This is a genomic window from Amazonocrinis nigriterrae CENA67 (assembly GCF_016056305.1).
GTDB lineage: Bacteria > Cyanobacteriota > Cyanobacteriia > Cyanobacteriales > Nostocaceae > Amazonocrinis > Amazonocrinis nigriterrae.
Genome location: NZ_JAECZC010000002.1, coordinates 194,299 through 216,296, shown reverse-complemented (window position 1 = coordinate 216,296; position 21,998 = coordinate 194,299). Strand labels below are relative to the sequence as shown.

The window sequence follows — 21,998 nt, the reverse complement described above, 5'->3', positions numbered from 1 at the left end:
TTGTGAAATGACTTCTATTCTAATTATTGGTTCTTATAACGGTCAAGATTCATTTGGCGATAAATGTTTGGTTCGCTGTGTTGCTCAACAACTTCGTAATGTTTTTGGAAAAGACACAAAAATTATCTCTCATATTGATACCAATTTAGAAATAAGTCAGTACGAAATTCCAGAAGTTGATTTTAAAAAAGGAATTTCACTTTTGTATTGGACATGGCATAATAAGCTCCGTCATCTTCACTTGCCTAAAGTTTTACAAAGATTAACTGCTATTATCACCCTACCATTTTATCTAATAGCAACTCAAGCAAATCGCCAAGAGTTCAGGCGCATTAATCAGGAGATCAAGGAATCTCCTATTGTTTATTTTTATGGTGGTACTCAGTTGTCAGAACAATGGTTTTGGTATAATTTTATACCTTTATTTTTGGCAGCTGTTTTATGTCGATTGTATGGTGTTCCCATGTACTTTGGGCCCCAACAGTATGGGCCTGAGAACAAATGGCAGCGTCGTTTTTTACTTTTGACTTTAAAGTATCTTGTCAAAGATGTGAGGGTACGCAATAAAAACTGTTTAGAATTGCTTAATTTACCTGAAGCCAAACTTTGCTACGATGAAGTTTTTAGTTGTGATATACGTTACTCGATCATTAAAGAACATTTGCGAGAGTCGAAGTTTATCTTAGTTAATATGCGAGGAACAAATTTCTTGAGAGATGGAGAAAACAGAGAATTTGAAGATTTTTTAAACCTCCTCGCTGCTGTTAACAATCGTTTAAAGTTGCCATTTAAACTATTTCAAATGAGTGGCGCGTCTTTCTGCGATGATACGAGGATATTGGATTATTTGGAAAATCATGAAAAATTCCCAAAAATTTCGCTAGAGGTTTTACCACTTATAACTCAAGAAGAAGAATTAATCGAAATAGCAAGTCAGGCATATGGAACCATATCTATGTCTTTCCATGGTTGTATTCTCTCCATGCTTGGTGGTTGTCCTTCAGTTCCAGTAACATCGGGAGACTATTACGATTACAAATATGTTGACTTTGATAAGTATACAGGATGGCAAGGAGTTCCTCTCGTTGTTTTAAATAACTTAAATACTGAAAAATTTGCTGAGCAGATTTGTGAATATTTTTCTAATTATTCGATAAAGCAAACAGCGATCGCTCGTGAAAAGGCAGCAAAGGCAATAGGAATGTGGTATCAACAAATACCTTTTAATGATGCAATAACTAACTAGTACTGACATTGAAGGTTGAGTAGTGACACCATTAGTTTCCGTTATCATTCCTTGCTATAATGCAGAACGCTTTCTCACAGAAACTATTGAAAGTGTTTTCTCCCAAACCTTTGCCGATTACGAAATTATTCTGGTTGATGATGGTTCAACAGATGGCACGGCAGAGGTAATTAAATCTTTTGGTTATAGAGTTAGAGCAGAATTCGGTTCAAACCGAGGAGCAAGTGTAGCTCGCAATTTAGGCACTGCCTTAGCTAGGGGTAAGTTTATTCAATATTTAGATGCAGATGATCTTTTACGACCTGATGCTTTAGAAAAAAGAGTTCATGCTCTAATCAGCAACGATGCAGATGTGGCGTACTCAGATTGGCAAAGGTTAGAGGAGAATGAAGCAGGTGAATTTCTCCTAGGTAATATCATTGCCAGACGGATTGAAGATGTTCATGTCGATCCCCAAATTGCCTTGTTTACAGATTTCTGGTCACCACCCGCAGCCCTTTTGTACCACCGTCGAATTGTAGAAGCTATTGGTGCTTGGAATGAATCTCTGCCGATCATTCAGGATGCTCGCTTTTTATTAGATGCAGCTTTGATGGGGGGTAAATTTGTTTATGTTCCTGGCGTACAAGCTGATTATCGAGTCCACAAAGCTAATAGTTTATCCCGCCGTCACCCGATTAAATTTGTTTTAGATTGTTTCAATAATGCTTGCCAAGTAGAGGAGTTCTGGAAAGCTAATGGCGGTATAACTCCAGAGCGTCAAGTCACACTAGAGAAAGTTTACGGGGGAGTAGCACGATTTTTCTTTGAGTACGATCGCTCCAAATTCTACGAAATCCTCGCTAGAATTCACAATCTGAATCCAAACTATCTGCCTTCTGGCCCCAGAATTTTGCGCCAGCTATCAAAATGGTTTGGATATGAACAGGCTGAAGCGATCGCCCTCAACTATCGTCGCATGAAACACTTTGTTCACAGCTTAACCAAGAAGATTCCCCTTACTTCGACCTAATGTGAAAGTTATTCAAGTCCCCTTCTGTTTCTACCCCGACCCTGTTGGTGGTACTGAAGTATATGTTGATGCTTTGTCACGTAACTTACAGCAACAGGGAGTCGAGGTTTTAGTGGCTGCGCCTGGAGAGGTCAATCAGTCATACCAGTATAACCAGCTACCTGTACGTCGCTTCGCAGTCTCACCAAAAGTGGAAAATCTGCGGGAAATTTATGGAGAAGGCGATCGCCAAGCCGCCTTGGAGTTCAGCCGCATTTTAGAAGCAGAACAGCCTGATTTAGTGCATCTCCATGCGTTCACAAGCGGCGTTTCCCTGCGGTTAGTCCAAGCTGCTAAAAAGCGGCAAATACCTGTTGTCTTTACCTACCATACTCCCACGGTGAGCTGCCAACGGGGAACTATGATGCGATGGGGCACTGAGATATGTGATGGAAAGGTAGATTTACAAACTTGCGCTCAGTGTACATTACAGGGTTTGGGACTAAATCTAACTAGTGCTAAGGCGATCGGTAGTTTGCCGCCTCAGATAGGGCGTTGGCTAGGCAACTTGAATTTACAGGGGGGAGCATGGACAGCCTTGCGAATGACTGAGTTAGTTAGCTTGCGCCATACTGTTCTACAGGCTCTACTATCTGAGGTTGACCACATTGTAGCGGTGTGCAACTGGGTCAGGGATGTTTTACTAGTCAACCATGTTCCATCTGACAAAATTACCGTTATCCGCCAAGGGCTTTGTCAAGACTTACCAAAAAAAGCCGACCATAGCCACAACTGTACTACACCAATCTTAAAAATTGCTTTCTTAGGTCGCCTCGATCCCACAAAGGGAATTGATATTCTCATCCAAGCGTTGCAAGCAGTGCCTGAGTTACCAATTAGCTTAGACATCTATGGCATTGCTCGCGGTGCAAATGACCCCTACCAACAGGAATTACATAATTTGGCACTAAAAGACCCCCGCATCAGCTTCAAAGCTCCAGTTGCGACGACACAAGTGACAGCAACCTTAGCCAACTATGACCTATTGGCTGTTCCATCTCAGTGGTTAGAGACTGGGCCTTTGGTTGTATTGGAAGCGTTTGCAACTCAAGTGCCAGTCATAGGTTCTGATTTAGGTGGCATTGCTGAACTGGTTGAGTCTGAAGTTAACGGCATTTTAGTAGAACCTGCTTCCGTTGTAGCTTGGAGTCAAGCCCTCCAGCGACTATGCCAAAACAGGGATCTATTGATGCAGCTAAAAGCTGGTATTCGTCAGCCTCAGACTATGGCTACCGTTGCACAAGAGATGGAAAAGATTTACTTAAGTTTAAAGACTACAAAATAAACTATTGCCTTTATGAGTGAAAATCAATTGATCAAATTGCTGCGAACAAGCGCTCGCCGGCTAAAGCTTGGTAAAGCACTTCTGAAGATTCATCATCTGAGGGCGCTGACTATTCCAGGAGCGATCAAGATGCAGATCGCTAAACGTCGCTACCTAACCAGTATCTTAAACGCTAAGCCTATTCCAGCAGGAGAAGGTGCCATAGAAGTACATATGCTTCTGCATCACAAGCGTATTTATGAAGGTCTGTGGTCATTGTATTCTTTTACTTATTTTTGTGACCAACCATGTCGGATAGTAGTCCACAATGATGGGTCGTTAACTAACTTAGATTTAGAGAAATTAAATAAAGTTTTTCCCCAATGTCAGATTATAGACAGGGAGACAGCTGACTCAGTAGTGGTCAGCTATTTTAAGAGTAAAAGATTGGTGAAATGTGCCGAATTCCGTCAAAAACTGATATTTGCACTGAAATTATTTGATCCCTTCTTTTTTACAAAAAATAACTCCTTTATATTGCTAGATTCTGACGTATTATTTTTTTCTTACCCCAAAAAACTAATTGAGGAAATTACAGCAAATACATATCCTTGTGAACTAACTAATTTATATTCTACTGATAATAGTTATAGATATTGCTTGCAATCAACAGATTTAGCAAATTTCTTAGGTAAAGATTGTATAGAAAAATTTAATCCAGGTGTGGTTCGCTCTCGTCAAGATACCCTAGACTTTGAAAGAATAGAGAGATATCTGCAACATCCTGATTTTTGGAATGCAGATGGTACAGGTAACTATTATGCTGAACTAACTCTATGGGCTATGGAGTTAACCAAATCAAATACCGTTCCCCTACCAGATACCTATGCAATTTGCCCTAGTACAGATGAACCTGACCTTGTGGCTGGCCACTACTGTGGAGGTGGGTATTGGGCTAGTTTGTTCTACATTCGTGGACTTCCTCGACTTGCGGCAACTTTTTTGAGCTGATGGTATTAAGATATTAAGCATGATTCAACAGCGTAATTGCTCAATCCAAAAGTAAAACGAATAAAGCTATTTAGGAAATGTATTGAATTGTAAAAACAATAGGAATTTGGTTCGTGTAAAAATTAATATTAGTGAAACTTTATTCAGAGTAAAGTTAGTGCTAAATGAATAGCATAGACATATTTAATGGTGTTTGATCTAGCAATTGCTGTGAATAATTTGAAATTACAACCTTGCTAACTAATGTTGCGTTTAGCTTACTTTGTCTCTCACCCAATTCAGTATCAAGCTCCTCTGTTGCGACTGATAGCAGCCGACCCCGAAATTGATCTGAAAGTTTTTTTCTACAGTGATTTTTCTTTAAAAGCATATCAAGATGAAGGCTTTGGGCGATTAATTGAGTGGGATGTTCCTCTGACAGAGGGTTATAATTATCACTTTTTAGACTGCTGGCGTATTCAGAAACAGCAAAGCGGCTTACAACAGTCACTTGCCAAAGATATTGCTAAACAGTTAAAGCAAGGACAATTCGATGCAGTTTGGGTGCATGGATGGTCTTGGCTTTGTGGTATCCAAGCAGTATTGGCAGCAAATAACTTGGGAATTCCTGTTTTGCTAAGAGGAGAAGCTAACAACTTAAGCAAAGCGACCAATCCCATTAAACAAACGGTCAAACAAGTTTTTCTGAAATGGCTGTTTGAGAAAATAGCAGCGTTTTGCTATATAGGAACTTCCAACTATGAGTTTTACAAGAGCTATGGGATTGAGGACGATCGCCTGTTTTGTATGCCTTATGCCGTTGATAATGACTATTTCCAGAAGTGTGCTGTGCTAGCTGGCACTAAGCGTGAAGAACTACGGCGATCGCTCAATTTAGATCCACATAGACCGATTATTCTTTATGCTGCCAAACTGATTGATGTCAAGCGTCCCTATGATTTGTTAGCTGCTTATCGATTGCTTTCATCTGATGGCGTGCAAGAACCAGAACCTTACCTGTTGTTTGTGGGAGATGGAGTATTACGCCCAAGTCTGGAAGCTCAAGCCCAAGAAACAGGTTGGAAGTCAATTCACTTTTTAGGTTTTCAGAATCAGTCCCAAATGCCTGCTATGTATGATTTGTGTGACGTATTTGTCTTACCATCTGGTTTCGAGCCTTGGGGATTAGCAATTAATGAAGTCATGAATGCAGGTAAAGCAGTGGTTGTCAGCGATCAAGTAGGCTGTGCTTTGAACTTGGTGAAAGACAAACAAAATGGACGGATTTATCCTGTAGGAGATATTACCGCTTTAGCAGAGTCAATTCGCTGGGCGATCGCTAAGCATGATTTTGCAGGAGATTACAGCCTGGAACTAATTGAGAAGTGGAGCTATCAAGAAGATATACAAGGACTCAAACAAGCTTTAAACTTTGTTATACGAGGTTATAAATGAGCAACCTGAGGTCAACGGATTAGCTATTAAGTGCAAATAAAAGTAGATCAAATGAAAAAAATATTAATTGTAGGAGAAGACTTAGAAATAGGGCGTACCGAGGAAGTTTATGCGCGAGGATTTTCTGCCTTAGGCTGTGAGGTACGACATTTCAGTTGGAGGGAAGTAACATCAAGTTTATCTTCAGGTGGTTTGTGGGATAAAGTTGCTTGGCGATTGGCATGGCAATTACTAGGAAAGTCAGCAAATCATAAATTAGTAGAACAGGCAAATCAGTTTCAGCCTGATTTAACTTTAGTAATTTCACCTCGTTTAGTTCACCCTGATACTATTTTAGCTTTACAGCAAAAGGGTTTAGCCTTTGTATTTTATACAGATAATCCTGTAGATGCTCATCACACACACACTAATTCCTGGGTAAAACGGGGATTTCCCTTATGGAATGCGGCTTTTATTTGGAGCCAAGAACTTGTGAAACGTCTGATGAAAAATGGCGTTAAACAAGCTTTTTTTCACCCCTTTTGTAGCGATGTTGAATATCATTTTCCCCAACGGCAGACTAACCCAATCTACGATGTAGCGTTTATTGGTAACTGGGATGGTAGCCGCAAAAGAGAGCAGTATTTAAAAGCGATCGCTGATTATCGATTAGGACTTTGGGGTTCCAATTACTGGAATACTCATTGTCAAGAAGTATCCTTGAAAGGTCTGTGTCAAGGAATGTGCAGTTATCAAGAAATTCCTCAAATTTTAGGCTCTGCTAAAATGGGTCTCAATATTCTCCGTCCCCAAAATGAAGATGGACATAATATTAGAACCTATGAAATTCCAGCAACAGGAACACTGATGCTCAGTGAAAGAAGTCAGGAATTACTAAACTTATTTTTAGAAGACAAAGAAGCTGTTTATTTTTCCAATCCTGATGAATTAAGACAGAAAGTTGAATATCTTTTAAAAAATCCTGATGTCATGGAAGTGATTACTGAAGCAGGTTATCAAAAAGCATTAAAAAACAGAATTACTGATCGAGTTACAGAAATTGCTGCTCTTTATGAAAAAATCAAATTTGAGCAAGACAATTCCTTGCAGCTAATACATAGTCAGTAGGCATAGTTAAACTATGAAAGTTACTGTTTCAGTTTGTGGGCGATTCCATGCATTTAATTTAGCTAAACAATTGCAAAATCAAGGGAGTTTACATAAATTAATTTCTACTTATCCCACTTTTGCCATTACTAAATTTGGCATTGATCAAAGATTGATTCATTCAATTTGGTATTTGGAAGTTTTATATCGAAGTTGGTATAAATTACCAAGTTGGATCAAAGGTGATTACAACTTAAATCTATGGTTTTTAGAACTATTTGATCGCTCAGTCACAAAATTTTTATCACCTGATTTTGACTTATTTGTCGGTTGGTCAGGCTCTAACTTTTGGTCTCTGCAACGCGCTCAAGAATTAGGTGCTAAAACAGTCATTGAGCGTGGTAGTAGCCATATGCGTTACCAAACAGAAATTCTCCAAGAAGAATATGAAAAGTGGGGATTAGAATTTACTGAAACTCATCCTGGGATATACGAGCGAGAAATCAAAGCTTACGATGATGCTGATAGAATTGCGATTCCTAGCTTATTTGTCAAGCGTACTTTTTTAGAACAGGGAATCCCAGAAAGCAAACTAATTCATGTACCTTATGGAACTTCTTTAGCAGAGTTCTATCCTCTTCCCAAGGAAGATAAAATTTTCCGAGTCATTCACTGCGGCGCTTTATCACTGCGTAAAGGTGTGCAGTATTTATTGCAAGCTTTTCATGAATTAAACTTACCAGATGCTGAGTTGTGGCTTGTCGGTTCAATGAGTTCTGAAATAGAACCTTTTTTAAAAAGATATCACAGCGATCGCATTATTTTTAAAGGCACACATCCTCAGAATCAACTGCGTTGGTTTTACTCTCAATGCTCAGTATTTTGTTTAGCTTCCATTGAAGATGGTTTTGGTATGGTGATTCCTCAAGCAATGGCTTGTGGTCTACCTGTGATTCATACAACTAACACAGGTGGTGAAGATATTGTGCGAGATGGTATTGATGGTTTTTCTGTTCCAATTCGAGATATAGAGGCTCTTAAGGAAAAGATTATTTTCTTCTATGAAAATCCCGATAGGCGACTTGAAATGGCAAATTACGCTTTGCAGCAGGCTCGCAACTCTCTTTCTTGGGATGACTATGGACAGAAGATAATCAGTGCTTATTCCAAAATATTACAATAAAGTTGCTGATTTTTACGATTATATATAAATGGAAAAAAAAACTATCGGAATACTGATTTACGCCAATCCTGACCACTATCCACCGACAATTAACGCTGTTCATTTGTTATCTGAACATTTTGATGTAGTTTTGATTGGTCGTAATCAAGATCCTCCTTTTTGGCAATACCCAGCTAATGTCAAGGTGCATCGTTTAGGCAAATATACATCAGTAAAAGAACGAGAACAACAATCGGCTGTAATCAAAGTTCGGGAATATATTAATTTTGTAGCACAAGCCAGTCGTCTTTTCAAAGATGTATCTCTTATTTATGCTTATGATACTTTTGGTTATGCAGCGGCCTATCTTTCCCAGTTAATGAAAGCTAGGTCAATTCCCTTGATCTACCATAATCATGACCTTGACAATCAATTGTTTCCTTTGTCTACTTTGTCAGGATGGGTTCAAAGAGGTGAACGTCAGTGGGTACATCAAGCTAATTTTGTTGTCTTTCCATCTCAAGAGCGAGGTTTTTTATTCAAAAAAGTCACGAATTTTCGGGGAGAACTAATAATAGTACCCAATTATCCCAGAAAATCATATTTTCCTGAACATCAAGATTTTGCAAATATTATATTAAAACGGTTTGAAAATATTCAAATTCTCTTACAAGGCTCTATTTCTATAAAAAGTTCTTTACTGGAATTAATTGAATCATTAACTTTTTTAGATAATTCAATAAAACTTAAGCTGATTGGGCCTATTCAGGAAACAGAAAAATCTTTAATGAAAGATTTTGCACTTGATCAGCAGGTTGCTGACCGGACTCAGTATTTTATGCCGGTGCCCTATAATGAACTTGCCTCACATACTTGGCTGGCTACGGTGGGTGTATGTTTATATAAAAAAACAGATATTAATCATCAAACAATGGGGACAGCATCAAATAAAATCTATGAGTATGCTGCTTGCGGATTACCTGTGATTGTCAGCGACCAGCCAAACTATCGAGAACATCTTGCAAGTGAGAGTTGGGTTCGTTTTGCTGATCCTGATGACTCCCATTCTATTGCATCTGCTGTTCAAGATATTTTGAGCGATTTTACGAAATATCAAGCAATGTGCTTAGCGGCTAGACAAGCTTTTGCACAAAAGTATAATTACGAGTCTGCTTTTTCTCCTTTGCTCGTGAAAATTGACGAATTAGTAAATTGTAGTCAGCTAGCAAAGCATTAGATAAACAAACAGTTGGTTAAGGTTAATTATAGATTATTTCATCAGAAAAAATGAATAAAATAGCAATTTTGATTCCAACCTTTAATAGCGCAGCTACCATTGGCGAGACGCTTGAATCTATCCAATCTCAAAATGAGTGGCTCACTAAAATTTCTGCTGTCTATATTGCCGATGATTGCTCAAGTGATGACACTGTTGCATTAATTAAATCATTATGGAAAATCTCAATTCCTTTATACATTGAGCAAGGAGACCACAATGTTGGTCAGTGGAATAATGTTAACCGAGCCATAGATTTCATTAAAAAAACTGTAGATTGGGTTCTCATTTTGCACTCCGATGATATCGCCAAAAAAAATTGGCTAGAGATGATGATTGGCAGGATAGAAGCTTGTTCAGAAAAGGTAGGTAGTATTTGCTCAAGCTGGGATAGTTTAATGCCTGATGGGTCTTTAAAACAGGGAGAAGATAATCCTAGTAGAGAAATTGAAATAATTGAAGGTAATGATAAATCTGTCAGAGGTACCTTGTTGAAAGGTTGTTGGTGGCATATATCAGGCTGTGCTATTCGAGTTAAAGCTTTTGAAAATTGCGGAGGCTTTAATCAAAAATTTTCATATCAAGCTGATTGGGAGTGGTTATTGCGCTATCTTCATAGTGGATGGTCTGTAGAGTACATTCCCAGAACATTAATTTTGTATAGATTATCTACAGGTAGTGTGTCTTCTAAATCATTTCAGAAGCATTTAGATATTACAGAATTTTTAGAAATTATACCTGAGTATATTAATTTATTAGAATCTCGTGAACTACGTCATCTGTATGTCCAAAGGATTTATGCTCTTGGAAGGCGTGCATTCAAATCTTTAATTACACTAAATACTACGAGGTTTATCCAAGCTTTTCAGGTTGTGTTTATCTTGTTGCTAAGCTTGAGAGAATGTCAAAAACAAACTAAAATTCTTTATTAGACAAAAATAGTAGCCAGCTTTGTTAAAATTCTATTTTACTGAATTAAAAGCTCGGATAACTATAATCTTATGGAAGAGCGGCAGTGGTTAACCTTTTGGCTATTCATTTGGGTTGTAGTTGTAGGTTTAGTAATCCGCAATCAGTGGAATAAGAAATTACCTAGCGTCGGTCTGCCAATGATTTATTTGCTCCAGCTATCTATATTGCATTGGTTCGGAGCTATGATTTATGCCTTCCCGTGGTACAGACCCAAGTCTGCCTATTTAATTAGCCAAAAAATTTCCCTAGCTAGTACAGCTATAGGTTTTACAGAAACTGTCTATGGTGTCATAGGATTTGGAGTTGGCAGTATTATCCTCGCTCCCTTGGTTGCGAAAATTTTCAAACCTTCAAGATTGTGGGATGTACCGAGTCAGCCTAACTTAAAATTTCCCAAAAATTACATGTTATTGGGGGTGTTCTTTTATTTTGTTTTAGGGCCAATCTTTGGTCACATTCCTAGCATTAGTGTCTTGGTCAATTCAGGTTTTGCTCTGTTGTCCACAGGGTTATGTTTGGTTTGCTGGAAAGCTTGGTGTATGCGGGATAAACAAGCCTTGTTACGGTGGTTGCTGCTGAGCGGTTGTATCCCCTTCATTAGTATATTAGGTTCGGGATTTGCGGGTTTTGGTGTGATGGCAGTTGTGCCTGTGCTGACCTTCGTATTTAATTTTTACCGCCCACGTTGGAAGAGCATCATCATTTTGTTATTGTTTCTGGCATTTGGTTTATCCTTCTATATAAACTACTTTCGCGATCGCGAGGAAATTCGTGCAAAAGTTTGGGGTGGAGAAGGAATTGAGGCACGAATTGAGCAGTTACAGAAAACACTAAGTAACTTAGAATTTTTTAATCCGTTAAAGCATGAACATTTAGAACTAATTGATGGTCGTCTCAATCTTAATCCCCAAGTAGGTCTAGGTGTTAAATACATCTCCAGCGGCGCCATTGATTATGCTAATGGTGAAACTTTGGAAGAGGCAGCAATAGCAGTAGTTCCTCGAATTTTATGGCCAAATAAGCCAGTAGGCGGAGGTAGTGGGGATCTTGTGAGCCGATATACAGGTATCAAGTTTGGTGAAGGAACCAGTGTAGGGGTGGGAAATGTTTTAGAGTTCTATATCAACTTTGGAACACAGGGAATAGTTTTAGGATTTGCCGTTCTGGGGACGGTGCTACGAGTCATAGATATAGTAGCAGCAAAAAAATTAATCTCTGGTAATTGGGAAGACTTTACTTGCTGGTTTCTGCCTGGACTAGCTTTTATTAATCCTGGCGGTTCTCTAGTAGAAATTGTAGGAGCAATAGCAGGCTCAGTGGTTCTGGTTTACCTGCTAAAGAAGTTTTATCTGCAAAAAGCAAGGTCGTTAAGGACTTTAGGAACTGCTTCTTATCGATAAGACTCCTAAGCGTTAATTAGAGGAACAATAAAAATATGGCGATCTATAGCTATGCACAAATCTAGATATCACTGCCACCTTTGGTGTCCAGATCTATTTAACGCGACAGGAGGAATCCAGCGTTACTCGTCTTTCTGTTTCCAAGCATTGCAAACTCTCTACCCGAATTTCGCCTACGATATTTTGATTAAGCACGATACTGATGTACCAACAAAATCAGCTAATTTGTGCTTTCATCCCACTGGTAACTGGCCCTCATCTTTACGCACTCCAGCTTTCGCAGCTCAACTGATTGGTTTGGGTTTTTGGCAGCGTCCAAACTTAATATTATCTACGCATCTCAACTTCAGCGTTCCTGCGTATCTGTTGAAACGGCTATTGGGCATTCCTTACTGGGTTGTAGCACATGGGATTGAAGTTTGGAACCTTCAGAACTCCAATCGACAGACAGCACTTAAACATGCCGATCGCATTTTAGCAGTTAGCCATTACACTCGCGATCGCATCCTCCAAGAACAAAACCTTGACCCCGATCAAGTTGTAGTTTTAGCCAATACCTTTGATGCCGATAATTTTCAGATTGCACCTAAGCCTGATAGTCTGCTCAAAAGATATGGCTTGAAACCCCAACAACCTATAATACTCACTGTCGCTCGTCTTTCTCAGTCAGAGCAGTATAAGGGCTACGATAAAATTCTCACTGCCTTACCCCAAATTCGTCAAGCTATCCCCGATGTTCATTATATTTTGGTCGGTAAAGGAGACGACCGACCGCGAGTTGAAGATTTGATTGCTAAATTTCAACTCCAAGACTGCGTAACATTAGCTGGTTACGTTCCTGACGCAGAACTTAACTCTCACTACAATCTCTGCGATTTGTTTGCCATGCCGAGTAAAGGTGAAGGATTTGGTATTGTGTATCTAGAGGCACTTGCCTGTGGTAAGCCTACTCTTGGAGGTAACAAAGATGGAGCATTAGACGCCCTTTGTCAAGGAAAATTAGGCGCACTTGTTGACCCAGATGATACAGACGCGATCGCTCAAACTGTAATTCAAATTCTCCAAGGTACTTATCCTAATTGCCTAATCTATCAACCAGAGGCTTTAAGAGAAAAAGTAATTCAGGAATTTGGTTTTGAACGCTTTCAAAAAACTCTTGGCAGCTACTTAGAAAACCATTTTCGGTCAACTTCAAGGAGATGAATCTATGTTTAATCCAGATTTTCTCAACTTCAGCACCAGTGAAATAGTTAATGACCTGAAAACTAAAGGATACTTTGCTTTTGAGCAAGCATTGAATCCACAATACGTTGATGAACTTGTTCAAGAAATTGATTTCGATCAACTGCTGCTCAATACTAATGATGTCGGTGTAGTTGTAGCTCAAGATATTAAATTTTTAACCCATTGCCTAGCTAGCTCAAAAAAAACCTATGATGTCATTACGTCCCAAAAAGTTTTAGATATTTGCAAAGAATATTTTACCGATAATTACAAACTCACCAATCATCGAGTTTATCAAACTTCTAAAAATTCGCATATGCCCTGGCATACAGATAATAATCGCCAGATTGGCAAGCAGTTGTCTGAAAAACATAATATGCCAGGTTTATTATTTTTATTTTATTTATCAGATGTAGAAAAAAATGCCTTTCAATATATCAAAGACTCTCATAAATGGTCTCGAAAATATAGCCATGAAATTTATCTAAGTGATAGTTATATTGAAAGTAAATATAGCGAAGATATTCTGACATTTCCAATGAAAAAGGGAAGCTTTATTCTGTGCGATATCCACGGAATCCACAGAGCAGAACCTTTTCATGATAAAACCTACAACAGAACTACCTTACTTTTTCAAGTTGATCAGGTTGGTAACGACAATATTGGACATGGTGAAAAAAATATAGTAAATACCGAGTATCTAGAAAATCTCACTCCAGAAGTTATGGATTACCTGGGATTTGGTTTTAGAAGAGATTACCCGGCTTTTCCTAACACTTCAATTGCCACCATGACACTGCCAGATATTTTAAAACTACAAAAGCAGTTGTTACCCAAAACGTTAGAGGGACTGAATAAAATTATCCTAAAATCTCTATTACCTGCTGAGGCAATCATTAATGCCAAGCGTTTTCGATGGTATCTTAAATCAAAATACTCTAAACAAAAACCAAGTTCATAACACCAAATGAAAATTTTGTTGATAGGGAATTATCAACCAGATGCAATTCAAAGCATGGATATATTTGCCTCCATGTTGGAGAATTACTTAACCCACTGTGGACATCAAGTGCGAATTATTCGTCCAAATCCCTGGTTTGGTAACCTTGTTTCATCAGCAAATGTCTTGAGAAAATGGTTAGGCTACATTGATAAATTAATTCTCTTTCCAGCACAATTACGTCAAGCATTACCTTGGGCAGATATAGTGCATATATGTGACCAAGGTAATGCATTTTACACAAAATATTTACAAAATGTACCCCATATTGTCACTTGTCATGACTTATTCCCAATTCGTGCTGGTCTAGGAGAATTTCTGGAACATCAAACTGGATGGACTGGTAAACAATTGCAGCAGATGGTATTGAGGGGACTCAACCAAGCGCAAAAAGTTGCTTGCGTTTCAGAACAGACTAGAAGCGATGTGTTACGTCTTGCTTCTCTTGATGAGAGTGCTGTATCTCTGATTCCTATGGGTTTAAACTATCCTTATACCCCTATGCCATCTCCAGAAGTACAGCAACGTTTAAACACTTTGGGTATCCCTGGTAATTGTCAATTCATTCTGCATGTAGGGGCAAATCACTGGTATAAAAATCGGTTGGGAGTTTTATCAATATTTTCTCAACTGATCCTGCAACTGCAACAACCAGAATTTTACTTGGTTATGGTAGGTAAACCCATGACTGAGGAAATGCGCCAGTTCATCAAAATACATAATTTGGCTCAAAAAGTAATAGAGTTAGTAGAAATTGATAACGAAAATTTACGATGTCTTTATTCTGCTGCTACAGCCTTACTTTTTCCTTCCCTTTATGAAGGCTTTGGTTGGCCAATTATAGAAGCTCAAGCTTGCGGTTGTCCTGTGTTTACTTCCAACCGTTCTCCGATGAAGGATGTAGGAGGAGAAGCAGCTATATATATAGAACCAGACCAGCCTCAAGAAACAGCAGCAAAAATTATTTACTATCTTCCAACACTAGGAGAACTTAAACCCAAAGGATTTGTTAATTCTCAAAAATTTTCAGCACAAAAAATGATTTCCGAGTATATTAAACTTTATCAGCAAGCTATTAATGAAAAATCTTCAATTAAATAAAAAAGAGTTTAATTTTCTTGCTGTTGTCTGTTTGTTTAAACACTGCTCGGATCTCCTTTATGAGAGTTCTTCATGTCATTCCCTCTGTTCCTCAGATCCGAGGTGGCCCAAGCCTTGCTGTTTTGGATATGGTCAAGGCATTGCGGGCTAAGAATGTTGATGCCGAAATTGCTACAACAAATGACAATGGTGATGGCTTACTTGATGTTCCTTTACAGAAGCGAGTTGAGTATCAACAAGTTCCAGTGTGGTTTTTCCCTCGCTTTTCTCCCACTGTCAAATTCTTAAGAGAGTACGCTTTTTCTTGGCAACTAACAGTGTGGTTATGGCATAACATTTCCCAATATGACCTTTTACATATTCACGCTATTTTCTCTTATGCATCTACCATTGCAATGGTCATTGCCCGTTGCCAAAATATTCCTTATATTGTAATTCCACATGGCTTACTATGCGAGTGGTCTTTGCAGCAAAGCGCCCTCAGAAAGCAAATTTACCTGCGGCTAATTGAGCAAGCTAACCTCAACCATAGTCAAGCTATCCACCTGACTTCCCAACTGGAACAGCAAGAAGTAGACCAGTTGGGATTGAATGTACCTAGTTTTGTATTACCTCACGGATTTTCCCAACCTCAGCTGATTTTGAATGCCCGTTATTTACTCCGGCAACATCTTAATATTCCAGTAGATGAACCGATAATTTTATTTTTATCACGCCTGCATCCTAAAAAAGGATTACATTATTTGATTCCCGCCTTGGGTAAACTCACTGATTACCGTTTTACTTTCGTAATTGCAGGTAGTGGTGCTAAAGAATACGAAGCGGAAATTGAGGCTCTTACGATTTCAACTGGCATTCGCGATCGCACCCATTTTACTGGATTTGTGGCTGGAGAGACGAAAAACCTACTGATACAAGGCTCAGATTTATTTGTCTTGACATCCCATGCGGAAAACTTCGGCTTATCAGTTTTAGAATCTTTAGCTGTGGGTGTTCCCGTCCTTGTAACTCCTGGCGTGGCGTTAGCTGCTTTTGTTGAACAACATCAACTCGGTTACGTTCCCCAACTGGATGTGCTGGCGATCGCCAAAACCATTGAACAATATCTCACTCATCCTCAAGCAGCTCAAGATATGGGCGATCGCGCTCGTCAAATAATTTTAGAACAATATACTTGGGATAAAGTAGCAATGAAAATGCGTGGAATTTACCAAGATATTATCCTAAATCATACTGTGAAAACTGCTTAATATTAATCGTTATGTGTGGCATTGCCGGAATTTTAACTAACACTGAAATCCAAAATAACTTGGAAAGCTTGATGTTGAGGATGCAAACTGCTCTACAGCATCGTGGCCCTGATGACCAAGGAATTTATATTTCCCCAAATAGACAAGTTGCTTTTGCTCATACTCGCCTTTCGATTATTGACCTCAGCACTGCTGGACATCAGCCGATGTCTACACCTGACGGTCGCTACTGGATTACTTTTAATGGAGAAATCTATAACTTTCGACAATTGCGACGTGAATTAGAGACAAAAGGAGAGCAATTTAATTCACAAACAGATACTGAAGTGATCCTGAAACTTTATCAGCATCAAGGAGCCGAATGTGTAAAACATTTGCGCGGCATGTTTGCTTTTGCTATTTGGGATAATCAAGAACAAACTTGTTTTATTGCTCGCGATCCTTTAGGAATTAAACCACTATACTATTGGCAATCTGGCTCAACTTTAGTATTTGCCTCAGAACTGCGAGCAATTCTGGCTTCTAAATTACCTAAAATTGCCTTAAATCCACAAGGTTTATATGGCTATTTATTGAGCGGATCAGTACCAGAACCTTACACATTAATTGAAGATATTCACTGTTTACCCGCTGGTCATTGGTTACATTGGCATTCTGATAAACTTATCCAACAGCAGTATTGGCAAATTGACTTTACTCCTGAAAAAATTTCTCTCACAGAAGCTCAAGAGAAAGTCCGTAAGGCTCTGATTGATTCTACTGAACATCATTTTATCAGCGATGTTCCAGTAGGAATATTTCTCAGTGGTGGTATTGATTCTACTTCAGTTGTCGCCTTAGCACGTCAAACTCAAAAAGGGAATTTACGCACTTACTCAATTGCTTTTGCAGAAAATGAGTGGAATGAAGGAGAACTGGCTCAAAAAATTGCTCAAGAATTTGGTACTGACCATACAGAATATAAAGTTTCGGCATCCTTAGGGCGAGAACTCTTACCTCAATTTTTAGCAAGTATTGACCAACCCAGTATTGATGGTTTCAATACTTTTTGTGTCTCTCAAGTTGCCCACAAAGATGGCACGAAAGTAGTATTATCTGGACTTGGGGGAGATGAGTTTTTTGGTGGTTATAAGACATTTCAACAAGTACCAAAGATGCTGCGCTGGGGACAGCAACTCAGCAAAATTCAACCCATCAGTACTAGTCTGGGTAGAGGATTAGCACTTTTGGGGAAATCACCAAGAATGCAGCGTTTAGGAGACTTTTTACAACAAAAACCAACAACAGCAGCAGCCTACGGCAGTTTCAGGGGTATTTTCTCCCACACTGAAGCCAGGAAAATTCTTCACTATTACTTCAAAGATTCCCCGACTCAACTGCCTTTTTCCATTTGGGAGAGGGGTATTTTTCAGGATATTAGCCTAGCCAAAAATCTCCCAACTTTAGAAGATGAAGTAAGCTTATTAGAACTCAGCTGTTATATGCGTAATCAATTATTACGAGACAGCGATGTTATGAGTATGGCGTGGGGGTTAGAATTGCGAGTCCCCTTAGTTGATAAGACTTTACTAGAAGCGATCGCTTCTATTCCTAGCACAATGCGGCTAGCACCAGGTAAACAATTATTAATTCAGGCAATTCCTGAGCTACCAAATTGGTTACTTAATCGTCCCAAACGAGGATTCTTTTTTCCTTTTCAGCAATGGATAGAGAACGAGTGGAGCGATTATTTCCCAGCCCATGAACTGGGCAAAGATATTAACCTCAAATTATGGTATCGTCGCTGGAGTCTCGCAATTCTTCAGTATTGGTGGCAGCAAGTTAATGCATGATCCATCTAATAACATTCAAAAAGAATCATCAAAAACTGAAATTTTGGAGCTAAGCCAACAATTTCTATGAAGTAGATTTGGGGGCTATTATGTGGTTATAACCAAGATTTGTTTTATTTATCTCTCCAGAATGATAAAACAAAGATAATGACCTTGGTAAGCTATTTTTTCAAAACGCCAAAGTTTTGGATACACATGAAAGTCCTACACATTATTCCTTCAGTTGCGTCAGTACGAGGTGGCCCTAGTCAAGCAGTTCTAGAAACAGTTAAAGCCTTACGAAAGACAGGTATTGCAAGTGAAATTGCCACTACTAATGATAATGGCAATGATTTACTCGATGTACCTCTTGGCAAATGTATAGAATATCAGCAAGTTCCAATTCGGTTTTTTTCGCGTTTTTCTCCCCAAGTTCACTCTATCAGAGAATTTGCTTTTTCTAGTCAGCTAACTGCTTGGTTGTGGCAACATGTTTCCAATTATGACTTACTACATATCCACGCTATTTTTTCCTATGCTTCAACAGCGGCAATGGCGATCGCTCGTCTTCAAAGTATTCCCTACATTATTCGACCATTGGGACAACTTTGCGAATGGTCACTTCAGCAAAGTGCTTACAAAAAACAAATTTATCTCAACTTGATCGAACGGGCTAACCTCAAGTCTAGTCGGGCGCTTCACCTGACTTCTTTTCAAGAACAGCAAGAAGTTTCTCGTTTAGCGCTGGATGTTCCTAGTTTTGTCCTACCCCACGGACTCTCTATTCCTTCTCCTATCCCTAATGCTCGCGATCAACTCCGGCAACATCTTAAGATTCCAGCAGATGAACCTGTAATTTTATTTTTATCCCGTCTGCATCCCAAAAAAGGACTAGACTATCTGATTCGCGCTTTAGGTAAACTTACAGATTACCGTTTCACCTTTGTAGTAGCAGGCAGTGGTACTAAGGAATACGAAGCGGAAATTGAGTCTCTTGCAGTTTCAAGTGGCATTCGCGATCGCACTCATTTTGTGGGATTTGTGGCTGGAGAAACCAAAAACCTGTTTATGCAAGGCTCAGATTTATTTGCTTTGACATCCTACGCTGAAAACTTTGGCATTGCAGTTCTAGAGGCTTTGGCTGTGGGGGTTCCCGTCGTTGTGACTCCTGGTGTGGCTTTAGCTGCCGTTGTTCGGGAAAACCAACTAGGTTACGTTCCCGAACTCGATGTGGTAGCGATCGCCCAAGCCATTGAACAGCATCTCACTCATCCTCAACAAGCTCAAGATATGGGCGATCGCGCTCGTCAAATAATTTTAGAACAATATACTTGGGACAAAATAGCAGCCAAAATGGTTGACATTTATCAAACTATTCTTTTGAAATCCTAATTATTTCCAATTTGAAAACCTATTTCATAGTGCAGCAAGCAGTACATCATAAAATGTATAAAATAGATACATAATAACTTGCTATTAAGCATATATTGCAGTGTTCATATCCAATAAATACTAGCTAGATATCAAGCACAAATTATGGTAATGTAGTGTATGTCTAGTAACTTGATTTCATGATTATGTAATCAAATTGCTAGATATATATTTCAGTATTTTTTAATTTTTGCCAAAAAATTTCTAGCAATGGAAACGAAAATAGCCAGATACGTCCGATTAATCAAACAAGCTTTGACTGATTACAAATGGACTTTATACTATTTTCAAATGCTAATTTTGAATCCCAAATATCGGAAATTGGTAGGAAGTTTCTTCTCCTACATACTTCCCAAAACTACAAATCGTAAAATAAATAATGAAATCCAAAAAGATCTTCAATCTTTGAAACAAAATGGGTTGCTAGTCTTGGAAAACTTTGTGACAAAAACTCAAATTCAAGATATCAAGTTATACTTGTCCACAAAGTTATGCACAGATCGTCAAAGACCAGGAAGAGAGACATTTATCGCCCCAGGATTCGCTCCTAAATCCTGTATTCATGCCTATTATAAACTTGAAGACACAATTAACATTCCCCATGTATTAGAACTGGCTAATAATCAAAGAATTTTAACCATAATTGAGGAGATATTTGGAGCAAAGCCCACAATTTCTATGATACACATCTGGTGGTTATTGTCTGGCTTTGATGCTCACGCAAATTCAAATGAACGATATTTTACACATCCCGGAGAATTTCATAGAGACGTGGATGATTGGTCAGAAATTAAGTTGTTTATCTATTTAACTGATGTCGATGAAGATTCTGGCCCCCATGCATATATTAAAAAATCCCACACATGGTTACTGCCACCTAAAACCAGAGATTTAGACATTAATAATCCTGATTTCCCTATCAAAGATAACTTAATAAAACTTACTGGTGAGGCAGGCTTTGCTTGGCTTGAGAATAGCTACGTACTCCACCGTTCTCTGGTTCCTAAAAATAAGCATCGGTTGATTGTAGCAGTGACTTACACCTTGTTTCCATTACCATTTGGGCCTAAAGTTCCCTTAAGATCATATTCAGATGGCAATCAATTCGATTCCTACGTCAATAGAATCTATTTAAAATTTCGGTAATTGAGTAGGGTTAGTTTGAGATCTATTTACCCTAACATCCTACACCAAAAACTTTGGTCTATTGCTGCCAGAGGCACTAGATGTAAGTATTCTCGTTCTTTTCACTCCTGGTGTGGCTGTAGCTGCTGTTGTCCAATAGCATCTAATACAGTTCGCTTAAGAAAGCTATTTCTTGAGGCAACCAGGGAAGAGTTATTGTATAAGTTATTTCCTCTGTGCTCATCTCTCAAAAACTTATCCGAACCGTATTGCAATAACATCAAGTTGCTTCCTTAAACTCACACCATTATCTTGATTTGTCAAGATTTATATAAAATAAATTTTAATATTATTTAACTATAAAACATCTTATGTTACCGTCAGACATAACTCCATTGATTCTTACTTACAACGAAGCTCCAAATATTCGTCGCACCCTGGAGAGTCTCACCTGGGCAAAGTCAATTGTAGTAATTGACAGCTTCAGCACCGATGAAACTTTAGAGATTTTACACTCCTATTCACAAATACAAGTTTTTCAAAGAAAATTTGATTCTTTTGCATCACAGTGTAATTATGGTTTAGGAAAAATTGCATCTGAATGGGTGCTTTCTCTAGATGCTGATTATGTCTTAACTGATGAGCTAATTAATGAAATAAAAACACTGCCAACAGAGTCTGATGTAGACAGTTACAGTGTCAGATTCAAGTATTGTATCTTTGGTAAACCTTTGCGTGGAACTCTACTTCCCCCCCGAAAGGTACTCTATAAAAAACAAAAAGCGATTTACAAAGATGATGGACATGCCCATAGGGTTTGCGTAGAGGGTAAATCGAGTACGCTATCTGCTTATATTCATCATGACGATCGCAAACCCCTAAGCCGGTGGTTGTGGGCACAGGATCGCTACATGGTGATTGAAGCTAAAAAGATAATAGAAACACCAGAAAGTGAACTTAGTTTTAGCGATCGCATTCGTAAACAAAAAATCCTCGCTCCCTTGATCATCTTAATTTATTGCCTGATTCTCAAAGGCGGTATTCTTGATGGTTGGCATGGTTGGTACTATGCACTTCAGCGGGTTTTAGCAGAAATTCTGTTGGCAATCAGGCTATTTGAGTATGAGAAAATTCAAAAGATAGATATGTGAAAA

Annotated in this window: 18 protein-coding genes; all 18 read left to right on the top strand. The window is 38.7% G+C overall.

Features of this window, described 5'->3' with window-relative positions:
• The first annotated feature begins 7 nt into the window (after window positions 1-7).
• The 18 genes from I8748_RS02430 (at window position 8) to I8748_RS02345 (ending at window position 21,995) form a co-directional block, all read left to right on the top strand.
• The gene (locus I8748_RS02430; protein WP_198123076.1) at window positions 8-1,246 is read left to right on the top strand and encodes a polysaccharide pyruvyl transferase family protein; all 1,239 of its coding nucleotides are present in this window, start codon (window positions 8-10) and stop codon (window positions 1,244-1,246) included.
• A 22-nt stretch (window positions 1,247-1,268) separates the two neighbouring features.
• Window positions 1,269-2,258 carry a glycosyltransferase family 2 protein gene (locus I8748_RS02425; RefSeq protein ID WP_198123075.1) on the top strand — a complete coding sequence of 330 codons (990 nt, stop codon included), beginning with the start codon at window positions 1,269-1,271 and terminating at the stop codon, window positions 2,256-2,258.
• A gap of 1 nt (window position 2,259) precedes the next feature.
• Window positions 2,260-3,582, top strand: a complete 1,323-nt coding sequence (locus I8748_RS02420) for a glycosyltransferase family 4 protein (protein ID WP_198123074.1) — start codon at window positions 2,260-2,262, stop codon at window positions 3,580-3,582.
• A gap of 12 nt (window positions 3,583-3,594) precedes the next feature.
• The gene (locus I8748_RS02415) at window positions 3,595-4,572 is read left to right on the top strand and encodes a hypothetical protein (protein ID WP_198123073.1); all 978 of its coding nucleotides are present in this window, start codon (window positions 3,595-3,597) and stop codon (window positions 4,570-4,572) included.
• Between the two features lie 243 nt (window positions 4,573-4,815).
• Window positions 4,816-6,006 carry a glycosyltransferase family 4 protein gene (locus I8748_RS02410; RefSeq protein WP_198123072.1) on the top strand — a complete coding sequence of 397 codons (1,191 nt, stop codon included), beginning with the start codon at window positions 4,816-4,818 and terminating at the stop codon, window positions 6,004-6,006.
• 51 nt (window positions 6,007-6,057) lie between these two features.
• Window positions 6,058-7,113 carry a CgeB family protein gene (locus I8748_RS02405; protein WP_198123071.1) on the top strand — a complete coding sequence of 352 codons (1,056 nt, stop codon included), beginning with the start codon at window positions 6,058-6,060 and terminating at the stop codon, window positions 7,111-7,113.
• 13 nt (window positions 7,114-7,126) lie between these two features.
• On the top strand, window positions 7,127-8,275 hold the full coding sequence (locus I8748_RS02400; RefSeq protein WP_198123070.1) for a glycosyltransferase family 4 protein: 1,149 nt from the start codon (window positions 7,127-7,129) through the stop codon (window positions 8,273-8,275).
• Between the two features lie 28 nt (window positions 8,276-8,303).
• The gene (locus tag I8748_RS02395; protein WP_198123069.1) at window positions 8,304-9,491 is read left to right on the top strand and encodes a glycosyltransferase; all 1,188 of its coding nucleotides are present in this window, start codon (window positions 8,304-8,306) and stop codon (window positions 9,489-9,491) included.
• Window positions 9,492-9,541: 50 nt separating this feature from the next.
• Window positions 9,542-10,462 carry a glycosyltransferase gene (locus I8748_RS02390; RefSeq protein WP_198123068.1) on the top strand — a complete coding sequence of 307 codons (921 nt, stop codon included), beginning with the start codon at window positions 9,542-9,544 and terminating at the stop codon, window positions 10,460-10,462.
• Window positions 10,463-10,531: 69 nt separating this feature from the next.
• Entirely contained in the window at window positions 10,532-11,902 is a 1,371-nt protein-coding gene (locus I8748_RS02385) for a hypothetical protein (RefSeq protein WP_198123067.1), read from the top strand.
• A 51-nt stretch (window positions 11,903-11,953) separates the two neighbouring features.
• Complete coding sequence (locus I8748_RS02380) at window positions 11,954-13,105, top strand: glycosyltransferase (RefSeq protein WP_198123066.1); 1,152 nt, start codon at window positions 11,954-11,956, stop codon at window positions 13,103-13,105.
• A 4-nt stretch (window positions 13,106-13,109) separates the two neighbouring features.
• Complete coding sequence (locus tag I8748_RS02375; RefSeq protein ID WP_198123065.1) at window positions 13,110-14,087, top strand: phytanoyl-CoA dioxygenase family protein; 978 nt, start codon at window positions 13,110-13,112, stop codon at window positions 14,085-14,087.
• A 6-nt stretch (window positions 14,088-14,093) separates the two neighbouring features.
• On the top strand, window positions 14,094-15,227 hold the full coding sequence (locus tag I8748_RS02370; RefSeq protein WP_198123064.1) for a glycosyltransferase family 4 protein: 1,134 nt from the start codon (window positions 14,094-14,096) through the stop codon (window positions 15,225-15,227).
• A 59-nt stretch (window positions 15,228-15,286) separates the two neighbouring features.
• Entirely contained in the window at window positions 15,287-16,477 is a 1,191-nt protein-coding gene (locus I8748_RS02365) for a glycosyltransferase (RefSeq protein ID WP_198123063.1), read from the top strand.
• An 11-nt stretch (window positions 16,478-16,488) separates the two neighbouring features.
• Window positions 16,489-18,309, top strand: a complete 1,821-nt coding sequence (gene asnB, locus I8748_RS02360; RefSeq protein ID WP_198123062.1) for an asparagine synthase (glutamine-hydrolyzing) — start codon at window positions 16,489-16,491, stop codon at window positions 18,307-18,309.
• Window positions 18,310-18,504: 195 nt separating this feature from the next.
• A complete protein-coding gene (locus I8748_RS02355; RefSeq protein WP_198123061.1) occupies window positions 18,505-19,680 on the top strand; it encodes a glycosyltransferase in 1,176 nt (391 codons plus the stop codon).
• 249 nt (window positions 19,681-19,929) lie between these two features.
• Entirely contained in the window at window positions 19,930-20,865 is a 936-nt protein-coding gene (locus I8748_RS02350) for a phytanoyl-CoA dioxygenase family protein (protein ID WP_214662387.1), read from the top strand.
• Between the two features lie 350 nt (window positions 20,866-21,215).
• Entirely contained in the window at window positions 21,216-21,995 is a 780-nt protein-coding gene (locus I8748_RS02345; RefSeq protein WP_198123059.1) for a glycosyltransferase family 2 protein, read from the top strand.
• Window positions 21,996-21,998: the final 3 nt, after the last annotated feature.